13 protein-coding genes are annotated in these 18,006 nt (G+C 43.9%); 3 read left to right on the top strand and 10 right to left on the bottom strand.

Going from position 1 to position 18,006, the window contains the following annotated elements; genetic code table 11:
- Positions 1 to 33: 33 nt before the first annotated feature.
- Complete coding sequence (locus tag GKO22_RS00135; protein WP_166332131.1) at positions 34 to 2,760, bottom strand: DNA gyrase/topoisomerase IV subunit A; 2,727 nt, start codon at positions 2,758 to 2,760, stop codon at positions 34 to 36.
- 134 nt (positions 2,761 to 2,894) lie between these two features.
- On the opposite strand from GKO22_RS00135, the gene GKO22_RS00130 reads away from it, so the two are divergent.
- Entirely contained in the window at positions 2,895 to 3,710 is an 816-nt protein-coding gene (locus GKO22_RS00130) for an alpha/beta hydrolase (RefSeq protein ID WP_166332130.1), read from the top strand.
- Between the two features lie 56 nt (positions 3,711 to 3,766).
- Here GKO22_RS00130 and GKO22_RS00125 read toward each other — a convergent pair whose 3' ends face one another.
- The 5 genes from GKO22_RS00125 to GKO22_RS00105 all read right to left on the bottom strand — a co-directional run bounded on the left by GKO22_RS00125 (position 3,767) and on the right by GKO22_RS00105 (position 10,382).
- Positions 3,767 to 4,789 carry an asparaginase gene (locus GKO22_RS00125; protein WP_166332129.1) on the bottom strand — a complete coding sequence of 341 codons (1,023 nt, stop codon included), beginning with the start codon at positions 4,787 to 4,789 and terminating at the stop codon, positions 3,767 to 3,769.
- 6 nt (positions 4,790 to 4,795) lie between these two features.
- Positions 4,796 to 5,578: a TatD family hydrolase gene (locus tag GKO22_RS00120; protein ID WP_166332128.1), complete on the bottom strand. Its 783-nt coding sequence runs from the start codon at positions 5,576 to 5,578 to the stop codon at positions 4,796 to 4,798.
- A 95-nt stretch (positions 5,579 to 5,673) separates the two neighbouring features.
- Complete coding sequence (locus GKO22_RS00115; protein ID WP_166332127.1) at positions 5,674 to 6,663, bottom strand: FKBP-type peptidyl-prolyl cis-trans isomerase; 990 nt, start codon at positions 6,661 to 6,663, stop codon at positions 5,674 to 5,676.
- 26 nt (positions 6,664 to 6,689) lie between these two features.
- Complete coding sequence (locus tag GKO22_RS00110; protein ID WP_166332126.1) at positions 6,690 to 7,700, bottom strand: DHH family phosphoesterase; 1,011 nt, start codon at positions 7,698 to 7,700, stop codon at positions 6,690 to 6,692.
- An 84-nt stretch (positions 7,701 to 7,784) separates the two neighbouring features.
- Positions 7,785 to 10,382 carry an NHL repeat-containing protein gene (locus GKO22_RS00105; RefSeq protein WP_166332125.1) on the bottom strand — a complete coding sequence of 866 codons (2,598 nt, stop codon included), beginning with the start codon at positions 10,380 to 10,382 and terminating at the stop codon, positions 7,785 to 7,787.
- A 163-nt stretch (positions 10,383 to 10,545) separates the two neighbouring features.
- Between GKO22_RS00105 and GKO22_RS00100 the strand changes: the two genes are divergently transcribed.
- Both GKO22_RS00100 and priA read left to right on the top strand, forming a co-directional pair.
- Positions 10,546 to 10,935, top strand: coding sequence for a DUF423 domain-containing protein (locus GKO22_RS00100; protein WP_166332124.1), 390 nt, complete (start codon positions 10,546 to 10,548; stop codon positions 10,933 to 10,935).
- Positions 10,936 to 11,009: 74 nt separating this feature from the next.
- Complete coding sequence (priA, locus tag GKO22_RS00095; protein ID WP_166332123.1) at positions 11,010 to 13,496, top strand: replication restart helicase PriA; 2,487 nt, start codon at positions 11,010 to 11,012, stop codon at positions 13,494 to 13,496.
- Between the two features lie 100 nt (positions 13,497 to 13,596).
- Here priA and GKO22_RS00090 read toward each other — a convergent pair whose 3' ends face one another.
- The 4 genes from GKO22_RS00090 to GKO22_RS00075 all read right to left on the bottom strand — a co-directional run bounded on the left by GKO22_RS00090 (position 13,597) and on the right by GKO22_RS00075 (position 18,003).
- The gene (locus GKO22_RS00090; protein WP_166332122.1) at positions 13,597 to 14,037 is read right to left on the bottom strand and encodes a hypothetical protein; all 441 of its coding nucleotides are present in this window, start codon (positions 14,035 to 14,037) and stop codon (positions 13,597 to 13,599) included.
- Positions 14,038 to 14,116: 79 nt separating this feature from the next.
- Complete coding sequence (locus GKO22_RS00085; RefSeq protein WP_166332121.1) at positions 14,117 to 14,860, bottom strand: MIP/aquaporin family protein; 744 nt, start codon at positions 14,858 to 14,860, stop codon at positions 14,117 to 14,119.
- Positions 14,857 to 16,362, bottom strand: a complete 1,506-nt coding sequence (gene glpK / locus GKO22_RS00080; RefSeq protein ID WP_166332120.1) for a glycerol kinase GlpK — start codon at positions 16,360 to 16,362, stop codon at positions 14,857 to 14,859. Before glpK ends, GKO22_RS00085 begins: the two co-directional genes overlap by 4 nt.
- 12 nt (positions 16,363 to 16,374) lie before the next feature.
- Positions 16,375 to 18,003, bottom strand: a complete 1,629-nt coding sequence (locus GKO22_RS00075) for a glycerol-3-phosphate dehydrogenase/oxidase (RefSeq protein ID WP_166332119.1) — start codon at positions 18,001 to 18,003, stop codon at positions 16,375 to 16,377.
- Positions 18,004 to 18,006: the final 3 nt, after the last annotated feature.

The following is an 18,006-nucleotide window of genomic DNA, read 5'->3' as shown; positions in this document are numbered from 1 at the left end:
TTGTATAGAATTGAATAGTACATCGCAGTTTTTTTAAAACAACGAAACCTGTCCATCTTCATCCAGATTAATGTCATCTGGATTGGTGATCTCCATGGTTGGGCCGTTATTTTGTTTCACTTCGCTGTTGTCTTCAGTTGCGGGCTTTTGCTGCTCTTCAGTTTTTGCTATAGCTTCTGCTTCCGCTGGCTCTGCGTTCGTTTTTGTTCGCGTCAGCGTAGATAGATCCAGTTCCTCGGTCAAGAGCTTGATGTTTTCCACCTTATGGAAAGACAATCGATTTCCTTGAGCTTTTAACCCTTTGACATCAATAATCTCTGGTAAAAGTTGCTCGAACTGTTCTGGAGTCTGCGATTTACCTTTTAGAATATTCAGTCTGACGATTGGTTCCAGTCCATTGGTCAATAATATCAGTCGTGAACCGGCTTCTTCGTTGATGAATTTTACTCGTTTTCCCACAGGGATTTCGTCAAATTTGAAGCGCTTGACGTAATACGTACCCGTTTTTCCATCTTGCTGAATCGCCGTATACACATGATCTGGCGCATAACGCTCCAACCGGATCATTTTCTCATCGAAATGGTTGTTGAGATCAAAGGTCGATAATTCGTAGGATCCATCTGGCATCACCAATAGAATCTTATCAGCACCATCAAACTCCCCTAAATACGTGCCGCGTTCATCAGCATTAAGTCGTTGCAGCGTGGCATCATACCAGATCTTTCTTCCGGCCAAGGTCGATACGCCGGCATTCTTAAAGGTGATCTTTTTTATCGGATATTTACTGACAATATTTCCCTGTGATCCGCGACCTTTGATCGCCAATTCTGCAAAATCAATATCAAAGTTTAGTTTTCTCAATTGAGAATGCGGCCGAAGCTGTATGTTCACTACTTCCGCTTCGCCATTGGCGTTCGCTGTAAAATACAGTACTTTGGATCCCTTAGCTCCTTTACTAATGTCGTAGGGTTTATCACGGGTAACGCCCGTGACCGCGAATCGCTTGACATAGCTGATGCCCGAAGCACCGTCTTTGTAGATGGCATTGTAGGTAGTACGATCGTCTCCTTTTTTGAAAACGGCCACATGAATAATGTCTTTGCCTACAAATATTTTATCTTGAATCTTGTTGATGGAGTATTTACCATCTGCGCGGAAGGTAATGATATCATCGATATCCGAACATTCGGATACGAACTCATCTTTTTTCATGTTGGTTCCGATGAATCCTTCTTCGCGATTCACATATAATTTTGCATTGGCTAAAGCCACCTGAGCGGCTTCTACTTTATCAAATACGCGGATCTCCGTCTTGCGTTCGCGGCCTTTGCTATACTTCTCCCGAAGATATTCAAACCAGCGGATCGCATATGCGGTCAATTCACGAAGATGGCGTTTTACCTCTTTGATCTCGTTTTCTAAGCTCTTCATTTGTTCATCGGCCTTGGCCACATCAAAACGCGTGATGCTACTCATGGGCTTGTCAATCAGTCGCTTGTAATCGTCGCTCGTGATCTCCCGATAAAACTGATCGAAGAATGGGGTAAATAACTCGTGGAGCACCGCAACCACCGTTTTGAAATCGCCTGCTTGCTCGTACTGGCTATTCTTGTACATGCCTTCGCCAATGAAGATTTTAAGAAGAGAGCTAAAGAAAATCTTTTCTTGCAATTCGTGCAAACGAATTTCCAATTCCTTCTTGAGCAAAGCTTTTGTTTGCTTTGCATTCTCCATCAGGATATCGTTGACCGACATAAAATGCGGTCTGCTATCTTTAATGACACAGGTGTTGGGAGAAATGGCATTTTCGCACGAGGTAAAGGCATACAGTGCGTCGATGGTCATATCGGGCGAAATGCCCGGTGCCAGATGCACAATAATCTCTACGTTCTCTGCGGTATTATCTTCGATCTTCTTGATTTTGATCTTCCCTTTGTCGTTAGCCGCAACCACGCTGTCGATCAAGCTGCCTGTCGTCGTTCCAAAGGGAATCTCGGTAATGGCCAGCGTTTTCTTATCCCGTTCTTCGATCTTAGCACGTACGCGAATCTTACCACCGCGCGTTCCCTCGTTATACAATGACACATCGGCCATTCCACCTGTTGGGAAATCGGGATAAATGTCTGGGCGCTCTCCTTGCAGCGCTTGGATACAGCCATCGATCAATTCCACGAAATTGTGCGGCATAATCTTCGTCGCCAGACCGACGGCAATTCCTTCCGCACCTTGCGCTAGCAATAAAGGAAATTTTACGGGTAGCGTAATCGGCTCATTATTTCGACCATCGTAGCTCAGTTGCCATTCGGTCGTGTCAGGATTGAAAACGACATCGTTCGCGAACTTCGACAAACGCGCTTCGATATAACGTGGCGCGGCGGCCGAATCGCCTGTAATAGGATCACCCCAGTTTCCTTGGCAATCGATCAGCAAATCTTTTTGCCCAATCTGAACCATGGCATCACCGATCGACGCATCACCGTGTGGGTGATACTTCATCGTGTTACCAATCACGTTGGCCGCTTTGTTGTATCGGCCATCGTCCATTTCCCGAAGCGAATGTAAAATACGACGTTGTACCGGTTTGAAACCATCATTAATATGAGGTACCGCCCGATCCAGAATTACATACGAAGCGTAGTCCAAAAACCAGTTTTCATAAAGACCAGAAAGTGGGATGGTATTGCTCGCTAACTCCCCATTTTGGGCATCAGGAAGTTCATCGTGGTTTTCCGCGTTCGTGTTGTTAATCTCGTCACTCATTTGCTTAAGGGTAAAATATAGTCAACGGGGTAAGTAGTATCAGCCTGCCAGCTTCTGTAAAAATACGAATTTCATTTTATTTTTTGGGGGATGGATTGGTTGTGATCTAATCAAAATATGTGTAGTTTTAATGGATGATAAAACATGTAATCACATTTCTTACCACGATCTTACTTTTATACTCTTCCAGCTTGTCTGCCCAATCTGATGGGCTTGCGAAGCAAAATGTGGCCTATTACGGTCAATCCCAAGATGCCTATACCAATCAGCAATGTTTGCTGGATGTGTATATTCCCGAGGAAAAATCTGATTTTGCGACCATCGTATGGTTTCATGGTGGCGGATTGACAGGCGGACAGAAGGAAATTCCAGACTATCTGAAAGGAAAAGGAATGGCGGTAGTCGGTGTCGGCTATCGATTCTCACCTCAGGTGCAGGTGGAAGCGATTATTCAAGACGCGGCACAATCCGTCAAATGGGTTTTTGAGGAAATTGAAAAGCTAGGCGGATCGAAAGATAAAATTGTGCTTTCTGGCCATAGCGCTGGTGGATATTTGGCGATGATGCTAACGCTTAACAAAAGTTATTTGCAACAGCATGCCATCGATGCGGATGATTTGCTAGGCGTAGTACCATTCAGTTGCCAAGCGATTACGCATTTTACAGCGAGACAGGAGCAGGGAATTGAGATCAATCAGCCGACCATTGATAAAAATGCACCACTCTTCTGGGTGCGCAAGGACCTACCGCCGGTTACGTTGATAACGGGAGACCGAGATTTGGAAATGGTTGGCCGCTACGAAGAGAATGCTTACCTAGCGCGAATGCTGAAAATAGTAGGTAATGAAAATATTAAACTATTAGAACTCGACGGTTACGACCATGGAATGGTCTATCCGGCACTGCCTATATTGGTTAAGCAAGTTAATGAATGGCTCAAGAAGTCATAAATAATCTTGAAAAGATACATTAAATAGTAAAGGCGCCCTTAGGGCGCCTTTACTATTTAATCGTTTGGTGTAAGCTCACCACGAATAGGCTGTTCTACATATTTGGCAACCTCAGCTTGGTCGGTAAAATGTCCTTGCAAATACATCAATTTGGTAATGGCTGTTTCAAACGTCATATCATAACCATTCAGTACGCCAATGCCTTTCAGTTTGGCACTGGTGCCATATCGGCCCATTTCTACCGAGCCGACCTTACATTGCGAAATATCAATGATATTAATTCCTGCATTAATGGCTTCGCTCAATTCATCAATAAACCATTGATCTGTCATGGTATTACCGGCTCCAAATGTCTCCATAATAATTCCGCGAGCACCACAGTGCAATATTTGGTGGATGGTAGTACGATTGATCCCCGGGAAAAGCTTGAGCACCGCTACGCGATTATCCAAGCTGGTGTGCATGATGAAGTTCTGTCCGCTGTTGTCCAACAAAGCATCGTCGTTATACTGAATATGTATACCAGCCTCAGCTAGCACGGGATAGTTGGGTGAACGAAAAGCTTCGAACTTGGCCGAATTGTACTTGAAAGAGCGATTGCCGCGAAATAACTTATTATCAAATAAAATACATACTTCCTGCACGATCGAGCGACCATCGCGTTTCGCGGAAGCAATCTCCAAAGCCGTCATCAAGTTCTCGCGCGCATCAGTTCGGATTTCGCCGATCGGCAATTGAGATCCCGATAAGATCACGGGCTTTTGCAAACCTTCTAGCATAAAGCTCAGGATAGAAGCCGAAAAAGACATCGTATCGGAGCCGTGTAAGATCACAAAACCATCATACAATTCATAGTTCTTTTGGATAATCTCGGCCATCTCCACCCAGATATGTTCTTTCATATCCGAAGAATCAATAATCGGATCAAAAGAATGGACGGTAATCTTGTAGTTTAGCCGACTTAAGTCAGGCAGATTATTGGCGATTAGCTCAAAGTCAAAGGGCACGAAAGATCCTGTTTTAGAATCTTTGACCATTCCGATGGTGCCACCCGTGTATATGATAAAAATATTGTTCATATGCTGTTATATTCCGAAAACGTCTATTGAATTCTGTGTGGTGATCTGTGCTAATTTTTCGATGGATATCTGATGCAGATCGGCTACTTTTTCTGCTACATACCGCAGGTAACTGCTTTCATTTTCCTTGCCCCGAAAGGGGCTAGGAGCGAGGTAGGGCGCATCGGTTTCCAGTACAATATGTTCTAATGGTACTTGGCTAACTACCGTATCTAATCCTGCTTTCTTGAAAGTAACTACACCGCCAATTCCTAGCTTAAATCCGAGATCAATGGCACGTTGCGCCTGCGCCAATGTGCCAGTAAAGCAATGAAAAATTCCAAATAATTTATCATCATTCAAATCTTCTAGAATAGCAAAGACTTCGTCGAATGCTTCTCTACAATGAATATCAATCGGTAAACCTAATGCCTTAGCCCAGCCGATTTGCGTTCTAAATGCATCTTGCTGAATCGCCAGCGTCGTTTTATCCCAATACAGATCAATGCCAATCTCGCCAATGGCATAGATTTTATGCAACTGAATCGCTTTTTCTATCGCAGCAAGATTCGCTACATAATCTTCCTTGACACTGCAAGGATGTAATCCCAACATCGGAAAACAGTGCTGCGGATACGCTTGCACGGTTTCCATCACGGGTGCGATCGATGCCACATCTACATTCGGTAGAAACAGTCGATGCACATCTTGCTCGAAACAGCGATTTAGATGTTCTCCTAACTGTGGACTACCAGCATGGTAATAAATATGGGTGTGGGTATCTGTTAAGATAACGTTATGCTGACTCATGTCCAAAATTAGCATTTTCTTGATAAGGAATACCCATTAACAAAAAAAACGCGATTCTCACAGAGAATCGCGTTTTATATTGAAAATTTATCAATTTATCGTGTGGTCGGAGCCGGCATAGCGGGCACTTCTGGAACCACAATTTCTTCCTCTTTTGGTCCAGCGATAATGTCTAATACCTCTACTTCGAATACTAATGGTGCATATTGAGGAATAGCGCCCATAGAACCTTGTTGACCGTATCCTAAGTTTGAAGGGATAATGAAAGTCGCTTTGCTACCTTTTTTCAATAATTGCAAACCTTCTGTCCAACCTTGGATCACTGGATCTTTTCCTACGCGAATACGGATAGGCTCGTACGTACGCATTGGCTGATGAATCTTGTTTTTCTTCGCTAATTCAGCATCGTTTGTGTCGAATATTTTGTTGTTAGCTGCCAAAGAACCCGTATAGTTCAACACCACCGTGTCGCCAATAGCTGCTAATTTACCAGCTCCTTCTTCTTTCAATACATATTGAAGACCAGAAGCAGTTTTCTTAGGCTCCAACTTATTTTTTTGGATGTAAGCGTTGATTTTGCCTTCTTCTGCATTTTTAATCTTTTCGATTTCGCCTTCGAAGTATTTGTTCACTTGCTCAAATAAAACAGAATCAGCTAAATCACCTTTTTTGAATACTTTCTCTACTTTAAAAGTAAATTGAAGGTACTTGTCAGCAAATTCTGGTTTTGGTTGACCTGTGCGAGCGGCCATCGTATCTAAGTTGATGCGGAATACGGCGCTATCACCTTCACCTAACATGCGCAAAATGCTATTAGGATCTCCAGGGTATGATCCTTGTAAAGTAGAATCTGGCATAATTGGCTGTGCTTGTGGCAATCCCATATCATACGTATTTGCCAACACAGAGTCACGATCTGTTTCTACGATCAGGTTAAATGCCAAAACATCACCTGTGGTCGCTTTCTCACCGCTTCCTTCTTTAATAAATTTGTACTCTAACCCACCGTCGCCTTTTTTGAAGCTTTGGCATGAGGTCATCGCAAGAGCGGCCACTGCCGTTAAAAATAGAATTGACTTCTTCATTTGTATTTGGATGTATAATTTTTATGTTAATTTGTTAATACTTCTGCGTACTGCGGAAGTATTGATTTAAATCTTTCCACTACGGTTAGCAAGTCTTCATTCGAGCTTCCTCCCGATGCGTTCAAATGTCCGCCCCCATTAAAATGGGTTTTGCAGATCTCATTGCAGGGAATTTCTCCAATCGATCGCAAAGATAACTTAATTAATTCGGTTCTATCAACAAATAATCCAGCTAGTCGTACACCTTTTATAGATAGGGCATAGTTCACCAAACCCTCGGTATCGCCCGTAGTGATCGTAAACTGCTTTAAGTCGTCTTTACTAATGGCAAATATCGCTGTATTGTATTCAGGAATCACCTCCAAGCAATTTAACAAGCAATAGCCTAAGAATTTCAATCGATTTTCTGTCGAACTGTTGTACACCTGTTGGTGAATCTCCCAGTTGCGCACGCCAATCTCAATTAGATCCGCAATGATACGATGTACTTCGGCATTAGCCGCCTTGAACCGGAATGAGCCGGTATCGGTCATAATACCGGTGTAAAGACAAGTCGCCATATCCGCGTTCAGTTTCACCTTACCGCCTAATTCTTCACAAATAAATCGGTACACCAACTGCGCGGTAGCAGCAGCTTGCGGATCCCAATAGCTCAGATCTGCAAAGTCTTCTGGATCTAGATGATGATCAATCATCCATTTCTGTCCGGCTGCGCCACGGATTACCGGTTCTAAAATATTAGTGCGCGATAGCGCGCTATAGTCAAGGCAAAATATAATCTCAGCTTCGTCAAAAAGACGATAAACCAAATCAGGCTGTTCGGGGAAAATGATCACTTCCTCACGACCCGGCATCCAATCTAAAAAGGTCGGAAAATCCGATGAAACTACCACAGATACATCGTGTCCTTCCGCGCGTAACCACTGTGAAAGCCCTAAAGATGAGCCTAATGCGTCACCATCTGGTTTGTGATGCGTAGTGATGACAATTTTCCTTGGGGAGTCTAACAGAGTGATATTCTTTTTTCCTTCTAACATATATATTTTATGAATGCAAACCTACCAAAAAAAATCTTCTGATAAAATTTTTTTCGTCATCCTAAAACCGTGGATAACAAATTATTAGTGCTTATAAGCATAGAGTTTGTGATCACGCTTAGTAGATAATAGGTAATTGTCACTATTGTAATTTATGCGGCCATAGTAGAACAATGGGAGACTTTCTACGGGGAATCCATCCAATACGCCACCGTTTTCTGTAAAAACGTAAATCAAATTGTTGGATGGTATGCTAATGCCTAATTGCATGGTGCTCCGCGAAATCGGGAATAGCAAAGGCGTAGGATATATATCTTTGGTGAATCCCTGACTATAACGCAGCGCCGTGCTATCTGTCGTCTGATAGATGCTAAGCTTATTGTCATCGAGCACGATCATGTCAGGTACGTCGGAGGCAGAGAGCGGTGCAAAGAAAGCACGATGATTTTGCGACAGACCAGTTATGGAGGTCTTGCTTACACCACCAGATTTGGAATACCGATAGTAGTTGCCCGATGCATCCGTGGTGACAAATACATCGTCGGCCGTTGCGCTAGCCATATGGCCTAACGGATTTTTGAATGTAACCTCACTCGGCGCGGCAATTTCCTGCGTAATCTGTCCTGAACTATTAAAATAATACACTTTTCCGGAAGTACTACCAACTACAATTTCATCTTTCGCGAGAAATATTCCGGGCAGTAACCGCCCAGAAACGGGAATCGATGACCAGTTGCTCAAAGCATTTCCTTCCATGTCGTAAGCGACCAGACGATCACTCAAAGTAACTAGAATCACATCACGGCGATCTAATGTGAAGACCACGGGCGAACCTGTTGGCTCTTCGGGCAAGCCTAATGAAAAGCCGGGTAATCCATCTCCATTAGGATCAAAACGATACAAACGATTCCTATCGGTAACCAGCAAAATAGAACGATCTGGAATTTGAATCATATCGCCAATGACGCGACCAGAAAATACGGTGGACCACATTTTTTTTCCAGTCGGATGGATAGCATGAATGGTGTGATCTTGTTCTTGTGCTAGAATAAATTGACTGGTATCCGAATGCTCGAAGACATATGGACGTGTTATCAATCGATTGTTGAAGTCATACGTCCACTCCGGCGAAGCTCCTAAAGCAGTAGAACTTTTGTAAATTCCATAAATACTACTGATAAAGTCCCCACCATTCCCCATGAGCTGTACAGACCACGAATAGAAATCTTGATAACCAAATTTTTCTGTATTTCGGAAGTTCTGTGCGAATGGTCTTATCAAGTTGTTATTCAACATTCGCCCCGCATTTTTGGTATGCAGGAAGAAGGTAACGTTGGCTTCATCTCCTTGCATACGCTGGTAATTTTTGAAACCCAACGTTCCAACCAATAGATCGCTATTTTGCCACTGTCTACGGTAGTTGTTTAATGTAGATGATTGATTGGCGAATACCATGACGTCGTCTACGATGGTGAAATAAGGGCGTTGAAAGGTCTGAAAAGCATCACCATAATAAGCATAGAGCAAATGCTCATATTTAAAACGGTATACGCCATCACCTGCATTTTCAGCTATTTCAGAAAGCATACCCTCCAAAGCACTGGAATCGCGTAAAGAGAGAAAACCCAGATAATCCCCATTATTCAATTCTGCAGTGGCAAATTCGTTTCCAACTGCAGCTTCAAATCCACTGATTATTTTTGGTCGGCTACTACGTGTATTTTCCAACTGATCCAGAATGCGTTTTTGATTAGTTTTGTTTCTCAAGTATTTTTCCAGATCCTGACGGTACTGCCGAAGGTCACTTATGGAGTATTCTAAGTACAAGGCGGTATTGGCCGGGAAATACTGATATAGGCGTTGCGTTGTCTTTTGTTGCGAAGCAAAGAGTGCTAAATAGTTTTGTTCGGTCTTAGATAGTTCACTCTCGCCCGTGAGCATGAGTGCGTCTTGTTTGTAATTGATGTTCCACGTAGATTGCCCGTTTAATCCCATGAATTGCTTCATGAAATCCCCCGGCCGATTGCGCTGAAACTTTTTAGACAAGCTGTCAATTTGCTGATGCGCGAAATAAAAGCTCAGCGGCACATTTCGATTCGTATGCTCTAAGAAAAAGTTGATTTGCTGGCGACTCAACTTAGGATGTCGTTTATCCAATACTTTCTCTAAAATTGGCAGGGCAGGGGATACAAAGAAAATATCTGCATGATAAGCCGCATACCAAGTAATGTCACTGCTGTCGGCACGCAACGCATAGATGTTTTGGCCAAGGGTGTCTAATGTCGTAAATTGATATTCATCAGAAAGTTGTGCTAACGTATTGTTAACCGCGTTGTTCTTTAATGGCTCTACCGTAGGAATAGTGAATAACATCTCGATAGATTTGTCTACGGGATGAAACGAAACATAGACATCTGTGCCGGAGAGATGGGGCGTCAATGCCGGACTACGCATCAGTTGCTGCTTTAGATCGTCCATATTATCCTTTTGCTCAAATCCTAATAAAGCATCGAAGACTTCGTAATCTTTAAAAATATTATCGGTAGTTTCTTCGTTCTTGAATACTGCAATAAGCAAAGTTTCTTCTGGGAGAAAAGTGAGCGGCTTGGTCATGTCCTTTTGCGCGCTGCCCAGTCCCGTAAAATAAAATATGGAAGCAGCCACTACAGCTATAAATAACACAACCGAAACTATAATCGTACCCTTCATCTACTACAAACCTAAAAAAAATCTTGTAGCAAATTTCCATTAGAATGTTTAAAAAGTGATAAAAATCATGTAGAGTATGCATCAAATTGTATACATTTAGCATCAAGAAATCGGCCGCGTAGCACGATATACTATTATGAACAAACAAATTATTCTTACTGCAGCATTTTTCGGAATGGTTGCTGTGATATTAGGAGCATTCGGAGCACATGGTTTAGAAGGCAAAGTAAGTGAATCTCAGTTAGAAACCTGGGAAACCGCCAATCGATATCATTTTTACCATACATTGGCCTTATTATTCCTGTCTACTTTCTCGCGTGCAAAGAGTCAATCTATACGCTTATCATTCATTGCATTCACGGTCGGCATTTTTCTGTTTTCTGGCTCACTATACATTTTGAGTACACGTGAATTGCTTGGGATTACGCAGGTCAGCATGTTGGGGCCAATTACGCCTATCGGCGGGCTGTTTTTTATCATCGGTTGGATTGGTTTATTCTCCGCCGCGTTGAGACACCGCGCATAAAGCATCCTTATTTTAGAAACAGAGATACCCTCGCTTAGTAGCTGCTAATCGAGGGTATTTTTTTACATTTGTATATGTCATCACCCCAGCTTTTCGAATCCGCCGCTGCGCGCCAGACGCTATTTGTAGAGGTTGTATTGCCGCTGTCAATTGCTAAGTCGTATACGTATCGTGTGCCAGAAGCACTCAACGAAAAAGTAAAATTGGGTGTGCGCGTGATCGTGCAGTTTGGTAAAAACCGAATCTATGCGGCCATTGTGGAACGCGTAACAAAGGAAGCGCCGCTTCGATACGAAGCAAAATACATTCTGGACGTGGTAGATGAGCAAGGAATCGTTGGTGTGCAACAGCTGGATTTCTGGCATTGGATCGCTGATTATTATATGTGCCATCTCGGGGATGTGATGCAAGCGGCTTTGCCAGCAGCCTTAAAAATGGCGTCTGAAACAAAGATTCGCTCTGCGGATCAAGAAGATCTGGATCGCAGTGGATTGAATGATAAAGCATTCCTTGTGATGGATGCGCTGGATGTGGCAGGTGAGCTGCGTATTAGCGACGTCATCAAAATATTGGGACAGAAAACGGTATTTCCGCTGCTTAAAAGTTTGTTTGATAAAGGTTTTATCCTGATCTCCGAAGAGATTAAGCAAAAGTATAAACCGAAGGTAAAAACCTTCTTTACCTTATCGTCTCTATATTCAGACGGAGAAGGCAAGCGCCTGTTGCTAGATTCTTTGAATCGTGCACCGACGCAGCAGGATGCGGTGCTTGCTTTCATGCAATTGCAAAAGCAAGGGGGCGAGATCACCCGTCAGGATATCATGGAAGCGTCGGGCTGCGGTTCATCGGCCATTACTGCATTAATTGATAAAGGCGTTTTCGATGTCAAGGAAAAAGTAGTGAGTCGTTTTCAAGGTACGGATATTGTCTTGCAGAAAGATTTCACGTTTAGTACGCCGCAACAGCAAGCATACGATGAAATCAACGATTTTTTTGAAGAGAAAGACGTGGTATTGCTACACGGAGTAACGGCTTCGGGTAAAACGCAATTATATGTTCGGCTGATCGAAAAGGCGTTAGAACAGGGAAGGCAAGTGCTATTCCTATTACCGGAGATCGCTTTAACGGCACAGATCACCGAGCGTCTAAAATTATATTTTGGGGATCAGTTGGGCGTATATCATTCCAAATTTAATGATAACGAACGGGCAGAGGTGTGGTATAAAGTATTGAACGGTGAGCTTAAAATTATTATAGGCGCGCGTTCAGCCGTATTATTGCCCTTTCAAAATCTCGGTTTGATCGTAGTCGATGAGGAGCACGAAAGCTCGTACAAACAATTCGAACCAGCGCCCCGATATCATGCAAGGGATGCGGCAATTTACCTGGCAAACTCCTATGACGCCAAGGTATTATTAGGCTCTGCTACGCCTTCGGTAGAAAGTTTCTATAATGCCAAGGCAGGTAAGTATGGTTTGGTGACGCTATCGGAGCGCTTCGGAGAAGTTCAATTGCCGGCTATCGAGATCATTCATGTGACGGAAGAAGGGAAGAAAGATCAGATGGTGAATTACTTCAGTAAAACGCTGTTGAAAGGCATCGAAGATGCCGTAGCACAAAAAGAACAAGTTATTCTCTTTCAAAATCGTCGTGGCCACACGCCCTTCTTGCAATGTAAAACCTGTGGCTATGTTGCCAAATGTGTGCAATGTGATGTGAGCCTGACCTATCATAAATCGAGTAACTTATTACACTGTCATTATTGCGGTTTCTCGGAAGATACGATGCAGGTTTGTCCCGCCTGTGGTTCTACCCATTTGGAGAATAAAGGCTATGGTACCGAAAGAATAGAAGAGGAGCTAGAATTATTGATGCCAGATTTGCGCATCGGTCGCCTGGATTTGGATTCTACACGTGGTAAGCATGGATTTGATAAAGTGATTACGGCATTCGACGATCACGAATTTGATGTGTTGATCGGTACACAGATGGTGGCCAAAGGTTTGGACTTTGGTCGGGTAAATTTGATCGGTATCATCAATGCAGATGCTATGATCAATTTTCCGGATTTCCGGTCTTACGAACGGGCATATTCATTGTTTTCACAAGTAGCAGGAAGATCCGGTCGTCGGCAGACGCAAGGTCGCGTAATTATCCAAACTTATTCGCCTAATCATCGGGTGCTGGAGCAAGTGGTACAACACGATTATCTGGCGATGTTTACCAACGAAATTACCGAACGAAAAAGTTATCATTATCCGCCTTTTTACCGCTTGATCCGATTGGACGTGAAGCATACCGATCAGGATAAATGTTTGGATTCGGCGAATAAATTAGCCAATCTGTTGCGTATTACTCTAGAGCAGCGTGTTCTTGGTCCAGAGCAACCCTTAGTTGCGCGCATTCGCAACTTTTATATACAGACTATTACCTTAAAAGTGGAACGTACGGGTATTAGCATTGTCAAAGTAAAAGAATTAATTCGCCAAGCATTGCTCCATTTCGAACTGGATAAAAAAAATTCAGGCGTGCGTGTGGTGGTGGATGTAGATCCTTATTAAAAGATATTTTCTCTTAATCAGATTGAAGGTTGCTGTACTTCCCAGAATTTGCTGTTTCAGCTGGATGACTTATTCGCATAAGTGACTTTGCTAGCAATCATTATTCTTTTGTAAAAACTCTTTGCTTTTCGCTAGGCGTAAATATCCGATGAGAATCAAAGCTAAGTGATGTCGGTGGATAAAACGGGACACCCATATAGATCGTCTGAATCCCTTTTCCTTCGTAGAGCTTGTCGCCCGATTTCAATAGTGCAAAAGCTACTTTTTTTGAATTTTTATGGCCATATGGCGTGTACACCAGCATGCCAGACAAGGTGTCTCCAGCGGTTTCGCCCTTGAAATCTCCTCTAACATGGTAGCTATCGCCTTTGGCAAACACATAATCACCAAAAAAGCGACCCTCACTAATCTGTAATCGCAAAAAAGTCGTGTCCCGATTTTCAATAGCTTGGTAATAGCTGTACTGATCTTCCACTTTCGTCTCTCCACAAGCGCTGGCAAGTAATATAATTAGTATAGATAGACCTGATTTGATGTGCATACCTCAAATATCTACCTTTTATTTGGGATTATGCTCATCAAGATTACTCAAAGCTTATCTCATAACAATCGATGCTTACCTAACTCGCCGAAGTTAGGATCTGATACAGCAACGTTGCTATCGCTGAGCCTATTAATGGTGCTAAAACTGGAACCCACGCATAGCTTGCATCAAATCCAGCTTTGGGTTTGATGGGCAAAATGCTGTAGATGATACGAGGGCCAAGATCACGAACTGGATTGATGGCGTAACCTGTGGTACCACCCAATGCTAAACCTATTCCCCATACCAAAAATGCGACAGGTAACGCACCGATAGATCCTAAGCCAATGACGCCAGCGGTCTCTTCCAGTTGCATAGAAGGTTCTTGAAAAAATAAAATAGTAGAGATGAGTACAAATGTAGCGACTAACTCTGTGATGAAGTTCGAATTGCGTTCACGTATGGCCGGCGCGGTGCAGAATACCGCTTGTGTAGTCGCTCCATCTTGCGTGCGATCGAAATGCGGACGATAACAAAGCCATACCACAACAGAAGCCAACATGGCGCCAGCAAATTGTCCACCAACATACGATAAAGCAGTACTAGTATCTACCTCATCAATCATCCAAACAGATAGCGTGACAGCGGGATTTAGGTGCGCGCCGCTGTAAGGCCCAGCTACAGAAACACCGACAAATACCGCCAAAGCCCAGGCTGTAGTGATGACAATCCAACCGCCAGCATGTCCTTTGGTGTCTTTCAACACCACATTGGCTACGACTCCACAGCCGAGTAGGATCATTAAAAATGTGCCAAATAATTCAGCTACAATCGGACTCATGATTTTTTATTTTTAAGCGTTGCCCATACTTTTGTTGCTTCTACAGCTGCATGCCACTCTTTTAAGGCAGCTGTGCTATCAATATCTTTTTCTGGCTCAATTCTCTTATCGACCGACCATTTTTGCTGTACTTCTGCGATGTCTTTCCAGAAGCCTGTAGCCAGTCCGGCAAGATAAGCTGCGCCCATGGCCGTTGTTTCCGTGTTTTCTGGTCGTACGACCGTAGCACCCAACAGCGTCGCTTGAAATTTTAATAAAACACTATTTGATGTCGCACCGCCATCCACACGAAGTTCTTCAATAGCATGGCCAGCATCATGTTGCATAGCTTCCAATACATCATAGGTCTGAAAAGCAATGGATTCTAAGCAAGCGCGCGCCAAGTGAGCGTCTGTCGTGCCACGAGTAATACCATACACACTGCCGCGAGCTCGTGCATCCCAATGTGGAGCACCAAGGCCAGCAAAAGCTGGTACAATATAGACACCGCCGGTATCTTCTACTTTTTTAGCTAACGAGGTGACGTCCTTTGACTTTTTGATTATTCCCAAACCATCGCGAAGCCACTGTACCACCGCGCCAGCGATAAAGACGCTGCCTTCCAGCGCATAAGTGACTTCATCGCCAATTTTCCAAGCAATTGTGGTGACCAGTTTATGTTCAGATTTAATCGCTTTGCTGCCTGTATTCATCAACATGAAACAACCGGTGCCATAGGTATTCTTTACCATGCCTTTTTCTATACATAGCTGTCCGAATAAGGCAGATTGCTGATCGCCAGCAATACCAGCAATGGGAATAGCTGTCTTCAACACATCGACAGAAGTTTCCCCATATACCTCGGACGATGATTTTACTTCTGGCAGGATGGCTTCTGGAATGTCGAATAATTCGAGGAGTTCGTTATCCCACTCGCAGCTATGGATATTAAATAGCATCGTACGCGAAGCATTGGTAATGTCTGTGATGTGTAGCTCACCATTCGTCAGATTCCAGATCAACCAAGAATCTACTGTGCCGAAGGCGAGTTCCCCCGCTTTGGCACGCTCGAGAGCGCCATCCACTTCATCCAATATCCACTTTATCTTCGTTGCCGAGAAGTAGGAATCAATCAATAAGCCCGTTTTATCACGCACCAGGTCTTCCAGTCCTTTTTCCTTCAATTCATCACAATAATCTGCTGTTCGGCGATCTTGCCACACGATGGCGGGGTAGATCGGTTTTCCCGTTTTTCGATCCCACACAATGGTAGTTTCGCGCTGGTTGGTAATGCCGATGGCATGTATATCTGCCGAGCGAATTTTGCTCTTGGCAATCACGGAGGTAATTACAGCCAGTTGAGAAGACCAGATTTCCATAGGATCGTGCTCTACCCAGCCAGATTGCGGGAAATGCTGCTCAAATTCCTGTTGTGCAATGTCTATAATTTTTCCGTCGTGATCGACTAAAATAGCACGCGAGCTCGTGGTGCCTTGATCGATAGAAAGGATATAAGGTTTCATACAAGTCGTGATTTAGGATGGAGAAACGTCTAAAAATGAAGTTTGATTTTGGGCATCGCTGGTCAGATAACCTTGTGCTAATGCTTCGAATGAGCGAACCTGTTCTGCTTCCCAATCTGAGTCGCGATTTAGTTCTGTCGCTAGAACGTGAGCTACAGTGGGCGCTGCCGCCATGGCCAGTTTAGCGTCTAGAAATAGCAAACGTAAACGCCGAGCGAGCACGTCCTCTACCGTGCGCGCCATTTCTTCACGAATAGCCCATACCACTTGAGCGATCGTATGCGGAAGCTCAGGTATAATTCGGGCAGCAAAGTCGGGATTACTTTGTTCTAAAGCAATGACTTGCGCAGCATCCGTACCATAGGTAGCGAGCCGCTCTTCGGGAGATGATTTGGAAGTTTCTGATCCATGTATCGGTAGCGAAACGGTTTTGCAGTCTGCCCAAGGCAAGTTCAAGGCTTGGATACTTTTATTGACCGTATCTTCGGCCATTTTGCGATACGTCGTCCATTTCCCTCCTGTAATCGTGATCAACTTAGATTCGTGGACGATCAGCTTGTGATCTCTTGATATCTCTTTGGTTTTTTGGCTATTCCCTGAGGTTGCAGCTAGTGGTCGTAAGCCCGAGAATGTACTGCGCACATCTGCTCTAGTCGGCGCATTTTCTAGGTAATCTGCCGCCGTCGATAAAATGAAATCGATCTCTTCTTCAAGTGGAATCGGTTCTTCGCTTTTCTCTTCGATAGCGGTATCGGTGGTGCCCAATACGAGGTAATTGTGCCACGGCACACCGAACAGTACGCGGCCGTCGCTGGTTTTTGGAATCATCAATGCGTCCTGCGCTTCTGCTAAGAAAGATCGATCGACCACCACATGCGTACCTTGACTTGGCCGCACCATTTGTGGATGCTTCGGGCTGGCCATCGACAATATGTCGTCTACAAAAATGCCCGTGGCATTAATGATAGCTTTACCACTCACCTGATAGGCGCGGTCTGTTTCGAGATCTACAAAGGCAACTCCATCTACCTGCCCATTGGCATTTTTGAGTACGGCGGTCACCGAGGCATGATTGAGTACACAGGCTTGTTGTTCGATTGCCGTTTGTGCCAGATTGACGGCCAATCGCGCATCATCAAACTGACCATCATAATAACGTACTCCACCATGGAGATTTGGTGTTTTTAGATTTCCGAGATGCTTAGCCGCTTGTTTCTTGGATAAGAATACAGAACGTCCGATGCTATATTTGCCCGCTAACCAATCGTATAATTTCAGCCCGATAAGGTACTTCCATTTCTCGAAAAAGCTATAGCAGGGTATGATAAAAGATTGTGTACGGGAAACGTGTGGTGCATTTTGGAAAATGCGCCAACGCTCTCTCAGCGCGCCGTAAACTAATTTTATGTCGCCTTGCGCCAGATAGCGTACACCACCATGTACCAATTTGGTACTGCGGCTGGATGTCCCTTTGGCAAAATCTGTTTTCTCTAATAGCAGGGTTTTAAATCCGCGGCTTGCCGCATCAACGGCAACACCTAATCCGGTGGCGCCGCCGCCTATTATAATAAAATCCCACTCGCTTGTTTCTGCTAATCGGTTAGTCTGCGTGTCTCTTGAAAACTTCGAACTGTTTATCATTTG

This window comes from Sphingobacterium chungjuense (assembly GCF_011316935.1).
Classification (GTDB): Bacteria; Bacteroidota; Bacteroidia; order Sphingobacteriales; family Sphingobacteriaceae; genus Sphingobacterium; species Sphingobacterium chungjuense.
This window is presented reverse-complemented; position numbering and strand designations above follow the sequence as displayed.

What these genes read in the sequence shown, in the direction of transcription:
- GKO22_RS00110 (WP_166332126.1), bottom strand. Translation starts at nt 7,700, where the DNA reads ATGTTAGAAGGAAAAAAGAATATCACTCTGTTAGACTCCCCAAGGAAA.
- GKO22_RS00085 (WP_166332121.1), bottom strand. Translation starts at nt 14,860, where the DNA reads ATGAGTCCGATTGTAGCTGAATTATTTGGCACATTTTTAATGATCCTA.
- priA (WP_166332123.1), top strand. Translation starts at nt 11,010, where the DNA reads ATGTCATCACCCCAGCTTTTCGAATCCGCCGCTGCGCGCCAGACGCTA.
- glpK (WP_166332120.1), bottom strand. Translation starts at nt 16,362, where the DNA reads ATGAAACCTTATATCCTTTCTATCGATCAAGGCACCACGAGCTCGCGT.
- GKO22_RS00090 (WP_166332122.1), bottom strand. Translation starts at nt 14,037, where the DNA reads ATGCACATCAAATCAGGTCTATCTATACTAATTATATTACTTGCCAGC.
- GKO22_RS00075 (WP_166332119.1), bottom strand. Translation starts at nt 18,003, where the DNA reads ATGATAAACAGTTCGAAGTTTTCAAGAGACACGCAGACTAACCGATTA.
- GKO22_RS00130 (WP_166332130.1), top strand. Translation starts at nt 2,895, where the DNA reads ATGATAAAACATGTAATCACATTTCTTACCACGATCTTACTTTTATAC.
- GKO22_RS00100 (WP_166332124.1), top strand. Translation starts at nt 10,546, where the DNA reads ATGAACAAACAAATTATTCTTACTGCAGCATTTTTCGGAATGGTTGCT.
- GKO22_RS00135 (WP_166332131.1), bottom strand. Translation starts at nt 2,760, where the DNA reads ATGAGTGACGAGATTAACAACACGAACGCGGAAAACCACGATGAACTT.
- GKO22_RS00125 (WP_166332129.1), bottom strand. Translation starts at nt 4,789, where the DNA reads ATGAACAATATTTTTATCATATACACGGGTGGCACCATCGGAATGGTC.
- GKO22_RS00115 (WP_166332127.1), bottom strand. Translation starts at nt 6,663, where the DNA reads ATGAAGAAGTCAATTCTATTTTTAACGGCAGTGGCCGCTCTTGCGATG.
- GKO22_RS00120 (WP_166332128.1), bottom strand. Translation starts at nt 5,578, where the DNA reads ATGAGTCAGCATAACGTTATCTTAACAGATACCCACACCCATATTTAT.